Origin of the sequence: Paenarthrobacter ureafaciens (assembly GCF_004028095.1) — a bacterium.
GTDB classification, from domain to species: Bacteria; Actinomycetota; Actinomycetes; order Actinomycetales; family Micrococcaceae; genus Arthrobacter; species Arthrobacter ureafaciens.
On record NZ_SBHM01000007.1, the window covers coordinates 667,994 to 683,940 of the forward strand.

16 protein-coding genes are annotated in these 15,947 nt (G+C 61.6%); 3 read left to right on the forward strand and 13 right to left on the reverse strand.

The genetic code is table 11. The features are described 5' to 3' along the window. Positions 1-4 precede the first annotated feature (4 nt). Both AUR_RS07290 and AUR_RS07295 read left to right on the forward strand, forming a co-directional pair. Positions 5-961 carry a phosphoglycerate dehydrogenase gene (locus AUR_RS07290; protein WP_062098138.1) on the forward strand — a complete coding sequence of 319 codons (957 nt, stop codon included), beginning with the start codon at positions 5-7 and terminating at the stop codon, positions 959-961. A 15-nt stretch (positions 962-976) separates the two neighbouring features. Then, positions 977-1,882, forward strand: a complete 906-nt coding sequence (locus AUR_RS07295) for a MurR/RpiR family transcriptional regulator (protein WP_062098140.1) — start codon at positions 977-979, stop codon at positions 1,880-1,882. 110 nt (positions 1,883-1,992) lie between these two features. On the opposite strand, the gene AUR_RS07300 is transcribed toward AUR_RS07295, so the two are convergent. The 13 genes from AUR_RS07300 to AUR_RS07360 all read right to left on the reverse strand — a co-directional run bounded on the left by AUR_RS07300 (position 1,993) and on the right by AUR_RS07360 (position 14,873). Then, a complete protein-coding gene (locus AUR_RS07300) occupies positions 1,993-2,763 on the reverse strand; it encodes an acetoin reductase (RefSeq protein WP_062098149.1) in 771 nt (256 codons plus the stop codon). Beyond that, positions 2,760-3,638, reverse strand: a complete 879-nt coding sequence (locus AUR_RS07305) for a sugar phosphate isomerase/epimerase family protein (RefSeq protein WP_021472871.1) — start codon at positions 3,636-3,638, stop codon at positions 2,760-2,762. The genes AUR_RS07300 and AUR_RS07305 overlap by 4 nt, the downstream gene beginning before the upstream one ends. 95 nt (positions 3,639-3,733) lie before the next feature. Continuing rightward, on the reverse strand, positions 3,734-4,738 hold the full coding sequence (locus tag AUR_RS07310) for an ABC transporter permease (protein WP_021472872.1): 1,005 nt from the start codon (positions 4,736-4,738) through the stop codon (positions 3,734-3,736). 17 nt (positions 4,739-4,755) lie between these two features. Beyond that, positions 4,756-6,390, reverse strand: coding sequence for a sugar ABC transporter ATP-binding protein (locus tag AUR_RS07315; RefSeq protein WP_082694523.1), 1,635 nt, complete (start codon positions 6,388-6,390; stop codon positions 4,756-4,758). Beyond that, complete coding sequence (locus AUR_RS07320; RefSeq protein ID WP_082694524.1) at positions 6,275-7,300, reverse strand: sugar ABC transporter substrate-binding protein; 1,026 nt, start codon at positions 7,298-7,300, stop codon at positions 6,275-6,277. The genes AUR_RS07315 and AUR_RS07320 overlap by 116 nt, the downstream gene beginning before the upstream one ends. Before the next feature lie 199 nt (positions 7,301-7,499). Then, the gene (locus tag AUR_RS07325) at positions 7,500-8,237 is read right to left on the reverse strand and encodes an HAD family hydrolase (protein WP_321175045.1); all 738 of its coding nucleotides are present in this window, start codon (positions 8,235-8,237) and stop codon (positions 7,500-7,502) included. Then, positions 8,207-8,635, reverse strand: a complete 429-nt coding sequence (locus AUR_RS07330; RefSeq protein ID WP_062098154.1) for a heat shock protein transcriptional repressor HspR — start codon at positions 8,633-8,635, stop codon at positions 8,207-8,209. The genes AUR_RS07325 and AUR_RS07330 overlap by 31 nt, the downstream gene beginning before the upstream one ends. A 10-nt stretch (positions 8,636-8,645) precedes the next feature. Next, complete coding sequence (locus tag AUR_RS07335; protein ID WP_062098156.1) at positions 8,646-9,617, reverse strand: DnaJ C-terminal domain-containing protein; 972 nt, start codon at positions 9,615-9,617, stop codon at positions 8,646-8,648. Positions 9,618-9,704: 87 nt separating this feature from the next. Continuing rightward, a complete protein-coding gene (locus AUR_RS07340; protein WP_021472878.1) occupies positions 9,705-10,346 on the reverse strand; it encodes a nucleotide exchange factor GrpE in 642 nt (213 codons plus the stop codon). A 2-nt stretch (positions 10,347-10,348) separates the two neighbouring features. Further along, on the reverse strand, positions 10,349-12,211 hold the full coding sequence (gene dnaK, locus AUR_RS07345) for a molecular chaperone DnaK (RefSeq protein ID WP_021472879.1): 1,863 nt from the start codon (positions 12,209-12,211) through the stop codon (positions 10,349-10,351). 215 nt (positions 12,212-12,426) lie between these two features. Further along, a complete protein-coding gene (locus AUR_RS07350) occupies positions 12,427-13,338 on the reverse strand; it encodes a DUF817 domain-containing protein (RefSeq protein WP_062098158.1) in 912 nt (303 codons plus the stop codon). After that, positions 13,331-14,137, reverse strand: coding sequence for an oxygenase MpaB family protein (locus tag AUR_RS07355; protein WP_021472881.1), 807 nt, complete (start codon positions 14,135-14,137; stop codon positions 13,331-13,333). The genes AUR_RS07350 and AUR_RS07355 overlap by 8 nt, the downstream gene beginning before the upstream one ends. 22 nt (positions 14,138-14,159) lie before the next feature. Beyond that, entirely contained in the window at positions 14,160-14,873 is a 714-nt protein-coding gene (locus AUR_RS07360; RefSeq protein ID WP_062098160.1) for a TetR/AcrR family transcriptional regulator, read from the reverse strand. Between the two features lie 132 nt (positions 14,874-15,005). Here AUR_RS07360 and AUR_RS07365 point away from each other — a divergent pair, with 132 nt between their 5' ends. Continuing rightward, on the forward strand, positions 15,006-15,935 hold the full coding sequence (locus AUR_RS07365; protein ID WP_062098162.1) for an NAD-dependent epimerase/dehydratase family protein: 930 nt from the start codon (positions 15,006-15,008) through the stop codon (positions 15,933-15,935). Positions 15,936-15,947 lie beyond the last annotated feature (12 nt).

Below are 15,947 nucleotides of genomic sequence, written 5' to 3' on the forward strand. Positions count from 1 at the left end.
TGCCATGTCACCGAACGCTACGCACGACGGCGGTCCCCGCCGGATTGCGGTAACCCCCCGTTCCATTTCGGTCGGGGGGCATCCCGCGTTACGCCAGCTCGAGAAGGCGGGTTACGACGTCGTCTATCCCGCACCGGGTGCCGTTCCCGACGAAGAACAGCTGCGCGGAGCCTTGCAAGGCTGTGTGGGGTACATCGCCGGGACCGAACGACTGACGGGTTCCTTCCTGTCAGAATTTCCGGAGCTCAAAGCCATCTCCCGTAACGGCGTGGGCGTTGATTCAATCGACGTTGATGCCGCCGCCCGGCAAGGAATCAGTGTCCTGACCGCTCCCGGCGCGAACTCCCAGGGCGTCGCTGAGCTGACCATAGCCCTGCTGCTGTCCGCCATACGCGGGATCCCATGGCACGACGCACAGCTGAAAGCTGGCACGTGGGCGCGGCGGGCCGGCCGGGAGGTCTCCGGGCAAACCCTGGGATTGCTGGGGTGCGGCCAAATAGGTCGCCGCGTGGCCACCATGGCTTTGGGCCTCGGCATGAAGGTCATCGCCTTCGACGCCTACCCTTTGGAGTCCTTCCGCCCGTCCGAAGACTTTGCGTGGGGTTCACTCGAGGAAGTGCTGCGGTCAGCTGATGTTGTTTCCCTCCACATGCCGCCGTCCGCGGAACCCGTGATCGGGGCAGGGACCATTGGCCTGATGAAACCCGGAGCAGGCATCATCAATACCGCCCGTGCATCACTGGTGGATGATGGCTCAGTCCTGGCTGCGTTGGAGTCCGGGCAGCTGGGCTTCCTGGCCACCGACGTCTTCGACCCCGAGCCACCCGGCCGTACGCCGCTGGTAGGACACCCCAATGTCATCGCGACCCCTCACATCGGTGGCTACACTGGGGAAAGCGTTGACCGGGCCACGTGGGCGGCCGTGGACAACCTGCTTAAGGCCCTGGCCCACCAGCACTAGACCGGAGACTGCCACATGACGGAGACCTTTACCGACGGCGGACTGCTGCACCGGATTTCGGCGCGGCTGCCTTACCTTCCGCCGTCGCTCCGTCTTGTGGCAGAAGCCGTCCTGAAATCGCCTGAACGCGCGCAGAGCATGACCATCACTGAGCTGGCCATGGCCGCCGGGGTCGGCGAATCCACCGTCTCCCGCTTCGTCAGGGAGCTGGGTGTAGACGGATACAAATCCTTGCTGCTGGGCCTGGCCGAAGCAACCTTCATTTCGAAAGCCGCCACCCAGGAACAGTCCTCCGCAGCTGATGTGGTGTACGAAGGTGTTACTCGCGGAGATACCCCCAGTGACATCGTGGGCAAGGTTGAACGCAGCAGCATCCAATCCCTCCGGCGAACGGGACATCGACAGGACGTAACGGCCATCCAGCGTGCGGTCGACATGATCGACGCCGCCAACACCTTGGTGTTCTGCTGCATGGGGTCCTCCAGCATCGCCGCCGAAGAAGCCGTGATGCGCTTTACCCGTGCCGGCAAGAAATGCATGCTCTACCGCGACACCACCATCCAGGTCATGCTCGCCACCATCCTCGCCCCGGGCGATCTCCTCATCGGCATCAGCGACTCCGGGCAAAGCTCACCTATCATTGAGGCACTGCACCTGGCACGGCAACGCGGTGCAGCCACCCTGGCCATCACCGGTACAGAAGGCTCACCCCTGCTGGAGCACGCCGACACAGCACTGTTCACGGCCACTGTCCCCAGCGGCGGTGAACTCTACGGCGAATCAGTGACCAGCAAATGGGGCCAGCTCCTGGTCATCGACATCCTCTACGCCGCTTACGCCACCAGGCATTACGACACCACCGTCAAACACCTCAAAGACACCTACCAGAACAGCATCCGCCAATCGCGGAGGAGCTCCTGATTCTCAGGAATCGGCGCACCGTTTTAGCATGTCCGGAATCGACGACGGTGCGCGGGGCATATAGAGTTCAGCTCCCGCGCACCGTCGCTAGTTCAATTCGTCCGGCTTCTTTAAACGAACACCATTCCACCGTCGATCAGTACTGACTGGCCTGTCAGGTAATTCGAGTCGGGTCCGGCGAGGAACGAGACAAACGCTGCAACGTCTTCAGGGGTCTGATACCGGCCCAAGGCAATACGCTGGACTTGTTCCGCCCTGACCTCGTCGCCCCGCCGTCCTTCCGACTTTGCGAGTTCATCGGAAATGGATCGCCACATGGGGGTGTCCACCAGCCCGGGACAGTACCCGTTAACAGTGATGTTGTCTTTGGCCAAAGCCATGGCCGCTGACTGGGTGAGGCCTCGCACAGCGAACTTGGACGCTGCGTACAGTGGAACGAAACCGTCGCCCCTATGACCGGCCTGGGAAACAGCGTTGACGATCTTGCCGCCCCGCCCAAGAGATTTGAACTTGTCTGCTGCAGCCTGAATACCCCAAAGGACGCTGAGGACATTCACATGCATGATCCTGTCAAAGTCCTCCTGGTTCGAGTCGAGGATGGGCTTCGCCGGGCCAATTCCTGCATTATTGACCATGACGTCGAACCCCCCGAATTCGGCTGCAGTCCTCTCGACGGCATGAAACACATCCTCGCGCTTCGTCACATCTCCTTGGACACTGACAGCGGAACCACCACGTTCGAGAATGACTCGCTCGACTGACTCAACACCACCGGCGTTGAGGTCAAAAAGTCCTACGGCGAAGCCTTCCGAGGCAAGCCGGAGGGCGATCGCAGACCCAATTCCCGATCCCGCTCCCGTTACCAGTGCGACCTTGCTCATGCGTCGAGTCCCCGTTTGGCCCGTGCAGCAGCCAATCCTTGTTTGATGAAGGAAAGTGAGTCCGCCGCAATGGGCTCGGGATCTGTCCAAGGTTCCTCCCACAACGCCAACATGGAGGACAACTCAGGCCCAACAACGGAAGGGGAGAACGACTCGAAGGTAATCGGACCCTGGTAATCCATGGCGGCCAGCGTCTCGAACATCTGCTGCCATTTGAAATTTCCGGTGCCGATGATTCCCCTGTTGCTCTCCGTCACATGAAGGTACCCAAGGACGTCCCGGACTGCCGGAAGCGCGACTGATATGTCGGGCTCTTCGATGTTCATGTGGAAAACGTCTCCGTGAACAAACAGCGCATCGGATCCAACCTGCCGGCAGACATCCGCGGCTTGACCTATGGTGTTGATGAAATTGCTTTCGTAGCGGTTCACCGCTTCCAACCCCACACGGACACCTGCTGCCTGCGCTGAATCAGCGATCCGCGAGAAAGCTTCCACGGCCCGGCCAACTGCATCCGGCGAAGATGGCTGAAGATAGCGGTTGATAGCTGAGTACGTCGGCCCGCCAATCATCGTGGCACCCATATCGCGTGCCAGGGGAATGGCACTGGCGATGCGGGCTTCACCCCGCCGCGCGACTTCCGGGTCGGAACTGGAAATATCCGCGTCCAGCGTTCCGCAGATCGCTGCCACCACACCGAGGCCAAATTCCTCGGCGAGCCTCGCAGTCATCAGGGCATCCGTCTCGGAAGGTTCGAAGATCAGCACTTCAACAAAGTCGTAGCCATGTGCGGCTGCCCTTTCCATGAACCTCTTGGCTGAACTTTCGTTCCATTCAGGGGTGTATACCAGCATGTGCAAACCAATTTCGGACATGTTTATGCCTCCTTGCAATAGTCACAGGCGATTTCCAAGCCAAAAGGCGCGCCTGACGGTTGATAATGAACATCTATGGGAAGCCGGGCCAGGTGTCAGGCGTCTTGCCTTAGCCGGCCTGAATTGATCGAATCCATGAGCACGGCGACAAAGATGATGGCGCCCTGGACTATCTGGATCCAGTACGGATTGACGTTCAGCAGGGTGAGCCCGTTGTTCACTACCGCAATGAACAGCACACCAATAAGGGTCCCGAACAGGCTTCCTTTTCCGCCGAAGAGGCTCGTCCCTCCGATGACCACGGCAGCGATTACCTGCAGTTCCAGGCCGAGGCCGGCTGTTGGAGTAGCCGAACCGAGCCGTCCGACAAGCACCACCGCAGAAAGTCCGGCGCAAGCGCCGGCAATGGCGTAGACCCAGAAGATGACGCGACGGTAGTTGATGCCGGCCAAGCGGGCGGCTTCCTTGTTGCCCCCGACCGCGAAGACTTTATGGCCGAACGTGGTTCGGTTGAGGACGAAGGCCCCGATGGCGAACACCACGAACGTCAACGGCACGGGTACGGGAAGACCGGCGATTGTTCCACCACCGAGCCACGTCAGCGCCTTCGGAAGGTCGTAAACGCTCTCGCCCTGGCTCAGCTGAAGTGTCAGGCCTTGCGCCATGCCCAAGAGAGCGAGAGTGACAATAAACGGCGTGATCTTCAAAAACGCCACAGAGGCTCCGTTGAACGCGCCGCACAGCATGGCAAAAGCGATGGTCACGAGCAGTCCCAGGATCGGGTCCATTCCGGCATGGACGAGCTGCGCGCCAACCATCCCGGCGAGTCCGACTACGGCGCCGACTGAGAGGTCGATACCACCGGTGATGATGATGAAGGTCGCGCCCACAGCGGCGATGCCGACGATCGAGGCCTGAACCATGATGTTGGAAAAGTTTCGCGGCGTTGCAAAACTCCCCGTCATCAGGACCAAGGCAGCACAGACAAGCACAAATGCGATGAAAATGGGCGTGGTCTGATGTTTTAGGAGACCCGCGAGTCGGCCCTGGTGCCCGGAATCCGGGGCCGTTACAGGCGAGGCAAGGGTGGAGGTATTCATGAATGTCTCATTCCTGATCAACCTGCAGCCGCGAGGTGCAGGATCTCATCACGGTCATAGTCGGCCCGTAGCCTGGCGGCGACCACACGTCCGGCGCGCACAATATAGAGTCGGTCGGTCATGGCCATCACTTCATCAGAGTCGGAACTGGTCAAAATCACTGCCGTTCCCGTCTCTGCCATTGACAAAATATGGTCGTGTATTGAGGCGCGGGCCCCGACGTCGACTCCCCTCGTTGGATCGTCGAGAAGCGCAACCACGGGATTGTTCTCGGCCAGGCGGGCCAGGACCACCTTTTGTTGGTTCCCGCCTGATAACCTCCCCACGTGGAGCCTGGGCGAGCTGGTCTTGATGCCGAACTTTGCTATGGCATTCCTGGCCAATCTCCGCTTGCGGGCCGTGGACAACACGCCCGCCACTGATACTTTGGGATATAGGCCGTAGATGAGGTTGTCCTCGACAGCTGCGTCCAGTGTCAGCCCCTCGATTTTCCGATCCATGGGTGAATAGATAACTCCTTGGCGGCGGAGACTGTTCAAGCCACCTTTCCTCGCCGCCAGTCCGTCCACCTCGACACTTCCCCCCGTAGGACGGCTGACTCCTGCGATGCCCCGCACGAGTTCGCGGTGGCCGGAGCCATCCAGGCCCAGCACGCCGACGATCTCCCCGGCGCCGACGGTGAGAGACGCATTCGAATACCCTGAACCAGTCAAGGACTTCACTGCCAGGCGCGTCCCCGATACCTCACGTTCCCTCCATGGGAAGGCGTTCTCCAGATCTCGCCCGATCATGACGCGCACCAAGGATTTCTCGGTCCACTCAGGGGTAGGGCGGGTGTCCACCAGAGAACCATCCCTCAGCACTGCGATTCTGTCCGCGATCCGGAATACTTCGTCGAGGTGGTGGCTGACGTAAAGGATGGCCAGTCCCTCCGAGCGAAGAGCAGTCAGGGTGTCGAGGAGAGCCTCGACGTCGCCTTCTGCCAAAGAGGACGTGGGTTCATCCAGAACCAAAACCTTGGTATCGCGAGTCAGACAGCGCGCAATCTCGGCAAGCTGCCGTTGCGCAATGCTGAGCTCACGCATAGGCCGTCGCAGCGAAATGTGACCCATACCGACACGAGCCAACGCCTCCCTTGCAATGCCATCAGCCATGCGGCGGCGAACCAGGCCCATCGTGGACGGTTGCCGCCCAAGCAAGACATTGTCTCCCAAGGACATCTCCGGCATGTCGGTCAATTCCTGATAAATGACCGACACACCTGCCTCGATGACCCGTCCGGGATTTGGTGGAACCTGCTTGCCGCCGATGAAAACGTTCCCGGTTGTTGGCGCTTCCGCCCCGGAAATCACTTTGATAAACGTAGACTTCCCGGCCCCGTTTTCACCCACGATGGCAGTAATGCTTCCAGGCATGAGAGCAAGGCTGTTGTTGCGGAGGACTTCAATAGGGCCGAAGGATTTGGAGACGTCGTTCAGCTCGAGGACAGGCTTAGGTGTTGCACTTGTTACTGGCGTTGCAGGGGCAGCCTCGGTGCTATTCGACATCGTCAGCCCAGATGCCGTATTCGAGCACCTCCGGGGACTTGATGTTGTCGCCGGTAATGAGCAATGTCGGGAAATTGACCTGTTTTTCCAAGGTCTTTCCCTCATCCTTGATCTTGACGTTTCGGACGGCCGTGGCGGCCATCTCGATTGGATTCTGACTGACAGTGGCGTCCTGCACGCCTTTTCGGATGTCCTCGATAGCGGGCTTGGCGCCATCCATGCTGATGACGTAGATGTGTTCCTTGCTGCCTACCGGACTGAAGCGTCCGGCCGAGTTAATGGCAGCAGAAGCGCCTACCGCCATCGCGTCGTTGGCAGCCCAAACGGCATCAACCTGGGCGTTTGCCTGCAGGATATCGGCCATCAGTGAGTTGGCCTTGGCTGTATCAAAGCCTCCATCACCTTCAGCCACCACGTTGATGGCCGGGTACTTCTCGAGAGCCTTACGGAAGCCTTCCTCACGCTGGCGCTCTACCACTGTGCCGATCTTTCCCCGGACGTTCACAACGGAACCGCGGGCTTCACCGTACTTCGACTTAAGGTGCGCGGCGATCTGGTCCACCGCTTCTTCGGCGGCCGCAACGCTATCAGGCAACACCTGCTGATCGATATCAGCAGAAACGGTGTCGCCGAGCGCGAAGACAGGAACGTTTTCCCGTTTTGCGCTTTCAATGGCCGGCAGCACGGCTTGTGCGTCTGCTGGAGTCAACATGATGACATCCACACCTTGGGTGAGCATGTTATCTATGTCGGAAACCTGCTTCTCAACGCTGTTGTTCGAGTTGGTCACCACGAGCTTCCAGCCATATTGCTCTGTCTGGTCTTCCAAGCCCTTGAGAATTCCCGCGAAGTACGGATTTGTCAGATTGAACGTCGAGTAACCAATTGTTTTCGTTTCCTTGCCGCTTTCCCCCTGTGGAGAAGAGCAAGCCGAGGTGCCGAATAGAAGTGCCGCCACAGATCCGATGGCGGCTACGCGAAAGAGCTTCGCACGCCTTTGAGCACAGTTGAACATCCTAAAACCTTTCTGCCTCAAACCCCGCGTTCAACCTAACAGGAATTTTCATTCGCGTGAATAGTTTTGGCAGAAATTTTTATCAGAGGACATGCTCATACCCGGCTCACATCGGTAGAAACATTCAGAAAGCGCACGCGCGAAATGCGGCGCCGGGTTAGCGGTACGAACTATCTCCGCTGAGAGATCTTCATCCGCACTAAGTCCACGCCGCTACCCACGCGCGTAATTCCGCTGATTCCAACGAGTCGCAGAATGCGTGGGCGAGCGGCTTTTGGCTTGTTACCTGCGGGACCGCGATGACTTTCATGCCGGCCGCCACAGCCGCCTTGGCACCAGCTTCCGAATCTTCGAAGGCCAGGCACTCTTCTGCAGAAACACCCAGTGCTTCGGCGGCGGCAAGGTAGACGTCGGGGGCGGGTTTCGGCAGTGCAACTTGCTCAGCAGAAACCGTGGCAGCCAAGTGCCGGCTGAACGTCGACTGAGCCATGGCGACATCCAAAATGCGCCGCGCGGAGTTGCTGGCTACAGCGAGAGGGACCTTTGCGCTCATGGCTTCAACGAGTTCCCGAGCGCCCCGCATGGGACGACCATGCTTCTGAACCAAGTCCTCATTGACGTCGAGCAGTTGCTTGATGACCGTGGCAGGTTCAGCCCCGGCGCATTCCGCCATCAGCGGGCCGATGCGGCTGGCCGGGAGGCCCACCAACCGATGCCGGAGATCCTGGTCCAAGGCAATGCCGAGTTGGGCACAAACTATTTCCTGCGTCTGCGTCCATAGGGACTCGGTGTCCATGAGGAGACCGTCACAATCAAACACCACTGCCTTGGGGCACCAAGAGCCAAAAATATTCTGAAGCGAGGAAGGACGCTCACCCGGTAGGGCAAGTTGCGGCAAAACGGCGCTCACCGCTGCTTCTCCGGCCGCGGTCGCCACACAACAACGGCTTGCGACCGTGGGCGGGGACGCTGCCCGCGGGCCAGGCTGACAACATCGCCGCCGGCACCCGCCGCGAAGATCCGGGCATCCATGGGGCTACGCCGGCGGGACAGCTCTTCGGTCAGTTCAGCAACTTTGAACTGCAGCGCAGCCACCTGGTTCTCAAGCTCCATGATGCGCTTGATGCCTTCCAAGGAGACACCCGACTGCGAGAGGCGCTGGACCTCCCGGAGCTTGTCAACGTCCTTTTGGGAGTAACGCCGGGACTTGCCCGGAGCACGGCTGGGGGAAACGATGCCCAGGCGGTCATACTGGCGCAACGTCTGCGGATGCATGTCGGCAAGCTCCGCGGCGACGGAGATGACAAAGATCGGCTGGTTGACGTCGATTGCCATGACCGCCTCCTTACAACCGGGCCTTCGAGGCCAGGTCCCGCCGCGGGTTAGCATCAGAGGTGGCAGCGGCGAATGCCTTCACGGCCTCTTCCGCTTCCTTGCTCAGGTTCTGCGGAACCGCGACGTCGATAGTCACCAGCAGGTCGCCGGTCGCCTTGGACGTCTTCACACCTCGGCCCTTCACACGCAGCGTCCGGCCTGAGGGCGTGCCCGCCGGAACGCGCAACTTGACGGTGTCGCCGTCGAGCGTTGGAACCTCGATGGTGGCGCCCAGCGCCGCTTCCGCGAAAGTCACCGGCACGTGGATGCGGATGTTGTCGCCGTCGCGTTGGAAAAAGTCGTGGGGTTTCACGTTGACCGTGATGATGAGGTCACCGTTGCCGGCCGGGCCTGCGTTGCCCTTGCCGCGCTGGCGGACCTTCTGGCCGTCCTTAATGCCGGCGGGAATCTTGACGTCGATCACGTTGCCGTTGCTCTCGCGCAGGCTGACCGTGGTGCCTTTGATGGAACCGGCGAAGGAGATGGACGTGCTTGCCGTGCGGTCCGTGCCCTTCTGCGGTGCCCGCTGGAACCCGGTTGGTCCCCCACCGAAACCTCCGCCGAACAGGTCGGCGAACTCCGGCGGAATTCCGCCCGCCCCGGGAGATTGGCGTGCGCCGCCGCCGAACAGGCCACCGAAGAGGTCTTCGAACCCGCCGTTGGCACCGGCACCCCCGCGCCCGGCACCCGGGGCAAAGCGTGCCCCGCCACCCATGGCGCGAATGGCGTCATACTGCTGCCGGTCTTCAGGACTCGACAGCACCGAGTAAGCCTCGGAGATGTCCTTGAACCGCTTCTCCGCGGCAGCATCCCCGGCGTTGGTATCCGGATGGTACTGCCGGGCAAGCTTGCGGTAAGCCTTTTTGATATCGGCGTCGGAGGCGTCCTTGGCGATACCAAGGATCGCGTAAAAATCCTTTTCAACCCAGTCCTGGCTGGCCAAGAGCGTTTCCTTTCGTTGGTAACGAGATGGCAGTTCATGCCAATGTTCATCTCAAACACTGTCACGAACTGCCATCTCGATGAGTTGTTACGCGGGTACGGCCACAATCACTTGGGCTGCACGCAAAACACGCTCGCCGGAGCGGTATCCGGTGCGCAGCACCTGGCTGACCGTGTCCACTTCGATGTCCTCGCCGGGCTGCTGGATGAGGGCTTCGTGGATGGTGGGGTCGAATTCGACGCCCGTTTCCGCGATGCGTTCCAGTCCGTACGTCTTCAGCGCATTCTCCAGCTTGGTGGCGATGGCGGCGAAGGGGCCGTCTTCGAGGTCACCGTGCTGGCGGGCGGCGTCGACGTCGTCCAGCACCGGAAGGAGCGAGTTGAGGACGCCGATGACGGCCATCTCTCCTGCTACGGCGCGGTCGCGTTCAACGCGCTTGCGGTAGTTGACGTACTCAGCCTGCAGGCGGAGGAGGTCGTTGCGGAGTTCCGCTGCCTGGGCCTCGGCTGCAGCACCGGGGGCTACCGACTCTTCGGCTGGAACCTCAACCCCGTTGAGGATTTCCTCGGCCTGGGAGAGGGCGTCGCCGTCAGTGGGCGCTGCCTTCGCTTCGCCTTCAGGGTGGCGGGCCGCCCCTGTCTCCGGGTCAACCTTGCGGTTGTCCCGGATGACAGGTTTACGCTGCTCGTTGCCTTCAGAGTGCTCTGCTTCGTTGCCGTGATGGGGCATGGCTACTTCTTCGCTTCGTCTTCGTCGATGATTTCGGCATCAACGATGTCTTCATCGGCCGAACCGGAACCTGCCGGGGCACCCTCTGCGCCTGCACCCGGAGCATCAGCTGCAGCTGCCTGCGAGTAGATGGCTTCGCCGAGCTTGGTCTGGGATGCCTGGAGCTTCTCGAACGCCGTCTTGACTGCGGCGTCGTCGGTGCCTTCCAGCGCGGACTTGAGGGAGTCGACGTCGGCCTTCACCTCGGTCTTGACCTCCTCAGGCAGCTTGTCCTCGTTTTCGGAGAGCAGCTTCTCCACCGAGTAGGCGAGCTGTTCAGCGGAGTTACGGGTATCCGTGGCTTCGCGGCGTGCCTTGTCCTCGGCTGCGTGCTCCTCGGCTTCACGGACCATGCGGTCGATGTCTTCCTTGGAAAGGGCCGTGCCACCGGTGATGGTCATGGACTGTTCCTTGCCGGTGCCCTTGTCCTTCGCGGAGACGTGGACGATGCCGTTGGCGTCGATGTCGAAGGTGACCTCAACCTGGGGAACGCCACGGGGCGCCGGAGCGATGCCCGTCAGCTCGAACGTGCCCAGCGGCTTGTTGTCGCGGGTGAATTCACGCTCGCCCTGGAAGACCTGGATGGCTACGGACGGCTGATTGTCGTCCGCGGTGGTGAAGGTCTCTGAACGCTTGGTGGGGATTGCGGTGTTGCGCTCGATCAGGTGGGTCATCACGCCACCCTTGGTTTCGATGCCGAGGGACAGCGGGGTGACGTCGATGAGGAGGACGTCCTTACGCTCGCCCTTCAGGACACCGGCTTGGAGTGCGGCACCTACGGCCACGACCTCGTCCGGGTTGACGCCCTTGTTGGGTTCCTTGCCACCGGCGAGTTCCTTGACGAGCTCGGAGACGGCAGGCATACGGGTGGAACCACCGACGAGGACGATGTGGTCGATGTCGGAAACCTTGATGCCGGCTTCAGCGATGACGTCGTGGAACGGCTTCTTGGTGCGGTCCAGCAGGTCCTTGGTGAGGTCCTGGAACTTGGCACGGGTCAGCTGCTCGTCCAGGTGGACCGGACCGTCGGGGGTGACGGACAGGTACTGGAGCGAGATGTTGGTGCTGGTGGAGGAGGACAGTTCCTTCTTGGCCTGCTCTGCAGCTTCGCGGAGACGCTGGAGGGCAATCTTGTCCTTGGAGAGGTCGATGCCCTTGACCTTGAGCTGGCCCAGGAGCCACTCGACAACGCGGTTGTCCCAGTCGTCGCCGCCGAGGCGGTTGTCACCTGCGGTTGCGCGGACCTGGATGGTGGAGAAGTTGTCTTCGTCCTTGCCAACCTCGAGGAGGGAAACGTCGAACGTACCGCCACCGAGGTCGAAGACCAGGATGAGTTCGTCTTCCTTGCCCTTGTCCAGGCCGTAAGCCAAAGCAGCCGCGGTGGGCTCGTTGACGATGCGGAGGACGTTGAGGCCTGCGATTTCGCCGGCTTCCTTGGTGGACTGGCGCTCGGCGTCGTTGAAGTATGCCGGAACGGTGATCACAGCGTCGGTGACCTTTTCGCCCAAGTAGCTTTCGGCGTCGTTCTTGAGCTTCATGAGGATACGCGCGGAGATTTCCTGCGGCGTGTACTTCTTGTCATCGATCGCCTTGGTCCAGTCGGTGCCCATGTGGCGCTTGACCGAAGCGATGGTGCGGTCGATGTTGTTGACGGCCTGGCGCTTGGCGATCTCGCCGACCAGGACCTCGCCGGACTTGGAGAACGCGACGACGGACGGCGTGGTGCGGCCGCCTTCAGCGTTGGCGATGACCGTGGGCTCGCCGCCTTCAAGGACAGAAACCACGGAGTTGGTGGTTCCGAGGTCGATACCTACTGCACGTGACATATCTTGTTTCCTTTCAATGGCCGATGTTGATGATCGCGCCCGGCAGCATCCTCCGCGGCAGCGGTTGTGTTGTTCGGGGAACCACTCAACAATCGGCTAGTTGAGCGTTCTGCACTCAACTGTACTCAGCCTCGGAACGATGTCAATCCAAAGTTGAGCCAACTACGCTCAACTTTGACCCACGACTTGCGAAAAACCGCGAAATTACGCGGGCTTCAGGCCTCATTTCGCCCAGCGTGAACTGCCGATGGGCTGCCGTGGGAACCTTCCGGAGGCTCCGGCTTGTACACCCACGCCACCAGCACCACGGAGATGATCATGAGCAGGAACCACGCGAGCAGCTTGTCAATGGACACCGCCTGCCACCCCTCCAGCTGATTCGGGTACAGCCAGGCCCGGGACCAGGTGCCGATGTTCTCGGCGAACCAAATAAACAGGGCCACCAGCAGGAACGCGAGCAGGATGGGCATCCGGAACCGCTTCCGAAAGACCCGGAAGTGCATCACGCACCGGCCGTAGACAAGTACGACGGCGGCCAGCAGCACCCAGCGGAAGTCCAGGATGAAGTGGTGCGAGAAGAAATTGACGTAGATGCCCGCGGCCACGAGCGCAGTGATCCAACGGCGCGGGTAGCGGTCGAAGCGCAGATCGAACAACCGGAACACCCGCACCATGTAGGACCCGACTGCTGCGTACATGAAGCCGCTGAACAACGGCACGGCGCCGATCCTGAGCACCCCGTCAGCTTCATAAGCCCAAGAGCCCACTTCCGTCTTGAACAGTTCCATGACCGTGCCCACCACGTGGAACAGCACGATCACCCGAAGCTCGCGGAGCGTTTCCAGACGAAAAACGACCATCAGCACTTGGATTGCGACTGCCGAAAGGGTGAGGAAGTCGTTGCTCGCCAACGCGGCACCGGAGGGGTACCAGAGGCGGACCGCAATGATGACGGCGAGCAGCAGGGCACCAAAGACGCACGCCCACGCCTGCTTGAGCCCGAACACCACGAACTCCGTTAGCCGCGCTTTCCAAACGCCTCCCGCCCCGCCGCGTGAAACCACCCTGTCCAGGTAGCGGTGGGCGAGGCGGTCGATGGACGCTTCCACCGACGTCGAACTACGCATTCCGGGTCCCGCCCCGCAACCGGGCGGGCGCGGGTTGCAGCTTGCCCAGGCAGTAGTTCTTTGGCCAGTGCCGGATCCGGCGGGGCAGCCTGGGATAAACCTGCCCCAGCAATCGCATGGTCCGTTGGAACCGCCGGGCGTGGGCCGGACCCCATTCAAGGCCGAACCCTTCGCGGACGTGTTCCGGCAACATCCCCACAGTCAACAGCCGGGCCAACGGCATCAGGGGACGCATGAGCACGGGACCGCGCGAGGGGTACAGCAAGTCGCGGGCTATCTTCCGGGCCGCTTCATCGGGCTGCAAGGAGGCAACCTGCCGGTTCCAGTACTCGGCGAAAGCGGCACGATCCGCCGGCCACATCTCCCGCGGCAACTGCAGAGCAGTCCCGATCCGGGCATAGTCCCGGTACATGCGGTCAGCCGTGTGGTCATCGATCGACCCCAGTACATGTTGGTAGACAGTGACTGCGGTGTTGTAGAGCGTAGCCACCACCCACAATTGGGACGACGCGTCGAAGGCGTTGTAACCGGCGGAACTACCATCAGCAGGCTTACGCACCGGCGCGTGCGCGCGGTTGACAGCGCGGCGCACTGCCACAACCTGGCTGTCGGTGCCATAGACAATCGCGTAAACATAGGTCAGCGTTGCCACGAGCCGGTCCTGCGGCCGGTCAACAAAATTGCTGTGCGCCGCCACGCCGTGGCCAATGCGCGGGTCCGCAACCTGAAGCAGGATGGCACGGCCGGCCCCCGCGAGGAGTACACCCTCGGCTCCAATGTCAGCCAAACCACGAGCCATCCGAATACTCTACTTCCGCTCCCTACAGCCCGGCGACTGCCTGGAGTACTGCAAGCTGATGATCGAACAGTTCGTCCCGCGCGCTAAAGGTATCTGCCCCGTACTGACCGAACACCTCAAAGCTCACCGCCCCAAACAGCGAGGTCCACACCAGCACGCCCCTCGCCAGCGACGCATCGGGCGCAGCCAGCCCCATGTCGGCGCGGATACCGGCCAGGTCTGCGGCCAGCTTGGAAGGCATGACGACGGCGGGAGCCACCTCCGCGTCCAGCGCACCGGCGCGGTAGGCGGCGTCGAATATTCCCACCAGGGTGACGATGACGCGGGTGCCGGGGCCGGTGGTGCGCTCGCCCGGAGCCTGGTAGCCGGGCACGGGGCTGCCGAACAGCAGCGCATAGCTGGCAGGTTCCCGGAGCGCCCATGCTCGGACGGCAGTGCCCAACGCCCGGAATTGCGCGGCGAAGTCATCACCCGGGACGGCACGGACTGCCGCATCCACCTCGTCACCGAGTTCGTTGTAGGCATCGATCAGCAGCAAGGTCAAAAGCTCATCCCGGCTTTCGACGTACCTGTACACAGCCGAAGAAACGACGCCCAAATCCCGGGCAACCGCCCTGAGGGACAGTGCGGCGGCCCCGTGGGTCGCGAGGTGCTGCCGGCCCAGTTGAACGATGTCCGCAATGGTCCGGGCACGGGCTCGCTCCCGCGGGGTGGGCTGCTTCGGTTTCTCGGGCATGGGGATAGCTTGCCATAAACAAGAGCGGAGATAGCAAAAGAGAGCACTGCTCTTGAAAATTGCGGACCACTGCCCGAACCTTGATTGAGAGAGCAGTGCTCTCTCAATCACCATTACAAGGAAAGAGGCACCGTGTACGTCGTTACAGGAGCAGGACCCGTCGGCTCGGCCATCGCAGAGCAACTGGCAGACCAAGGCCATGAAGTCCGCGTCCTGACGCGTTCCGGCAGCGGACCCGATCATGCGTTGATCCAGCGGATGAGAGTTGACGTTTCAGACCCCTCGCGGCTCACCGAGGCGGTCAGGGGCGCAGAGGCGATCTTCCACTGCATTCACGGGTCCAAGTACTCCGCATCCGCCTGGGAGGCCGAGCTCCCCCACGCCGAGCAGGTGGTGATGGATGCAGCGGCAGCCGCGGGCGTCGTCGTCGTCTTTCCCGAAAGCCTGTACTCCTACAGCGAGCCGGACCGCGACATGACAGAGGCCGGGGCCCGCGAGGCGAGCGGAGGCAAACGCGGCATCCGTACGCAACTGCTCAAGGCTCGGGAGGCTCACGCCGCAAAAACTGTGAGCGTGGTGGCGGGGGACTTTTTTGGGCCCCGGGTCAGGATGGCACACGCGGGTGAACGCATGGTGCCCCTGGTTCTCAAAGGAAAGACTGTCCAAGTGCTGGGCAGTGCCGACCAGCTGCACTCCTTCACTTATGTGCCGGACCTGGCGGCGGCCATGATTGCGGCAGCCCGGCGTCCCGATCTGTGGAACAGCGTGCTGCACGCCCCCACCAATCCGGCACTGACCCAGCGCGGGCTCGCAACCGCCTACGCCACGGCAGCGGGACTGCCGGCGCCGAAAGTAACGGCCATTCCTGGTTGGGTTGTTCGGGGCGCTGGCCTGGTGTCCAAAGACATGCGGGAGGTGGCGGAGATGCTCTATCAGTTCGAGCGGCCGTTCGTGATGGACTCGGCGGAGAGCCAACGCCTTCTTGGCCTGGAACCGACGCCGCTCCCTGAGGCGGCGGCAGCGACCGTGCAATGGTGGAAGCACACCGTGGCCGCGGTCTGATGCGCACGCGGC

Bases quoted from the DNA above. Each gene is read 5' to 3' on its own strand.
- AUR_RS07350 (WP_062098158.1), bottom strand. From the start codon at position 13,338: ATGCGTAGTTCGACGTCGGTGGAAGCGTCCATCGACCGCCTCGCCCAC.
- AUR_RS07320 (WP_082694524.1), bottom strand. From the start codon at position 7,300: ATGTTCAACTGTGCTCAAAGGCGTGCGAAGCTCTTTCGCGTAGCCGCC.
- AUR_RS07340 (WP_021472878.1), bottom strand. From the start codon at position 10,346: ATGCCCCATCACGGCAACGAAGCAGAGCACTCTGAAGGCAACGAGCAG.
- AUR_RS07355 (WP_021472881.1), bottom strand. From the start codon at position 14,137: ATGGCTCGTGGTTTGGCTGACATTGGAGCCGAGGGTGTACTCCTCGCG.
- AUR_RS07315 (WP_082694523.1), bottom strand. From the start codon at position 6,390: ATGAGGGAAAGACCTTGGAAAAACAGGTCAATTTCCCGACATTGCTCA.
- AUR_RS07295 (WP_062098140.1), top strand. From the start codon at position 977: ATGACGGAGACCTTTACCGACGGCGGACTGCTGCACCGGATTTCGGCG.
- dnaK (WP_021472879.1), bottom strand. From the start codon at position 12,211: ATGTCACGTGCAGTAGGTATCGACCTCGGAACCACCAACTCCGTGGTT.
- AUR_RS07305 (WP_021472871.1), bottom strand. From the start codon at position 3,638: ATGTCCGAAATTGGTTTGCACATGCTGGTATACACCCCTGAATGGAAC.
- AUR_RS07290 (WP_062098138.1), top strand. From the start codon at position 5: ATGTCACCGAACGCTACGCACGACGGCGGTCCCCGCCGGATTGCGGTA.
- AUR_RS07300 (WP_062098149.1), bottom strand. From the start codon at position 2,763: ATGAGCAAGGTCGCACTGGTAACGGGAGCGGGATCGGGAATTGGGTCT.
- AUR_RS07310 (WP_021472872.1), bottom strand. From the start codon at position 4,738: ATGAATACCTCCACCCTTGCCTCGCCTGTAACGGCCCCGGATTCCGGG.
- AUR_RS07360 (WP_062098160.1), bottom strand. From the start codon at position 14,873: ATGCCCGAGAAACCGAAGCAGCCCACCCCGCGGGAGCGAGCCCGTGCC.
- AUR_RS07330 (WP_062098154.1), bottom strand. From the start codon at position 8,635: ATGGCAATCGACGTCAACCAGCCGATCTTTGTCATCTCCGTCGCCGCG.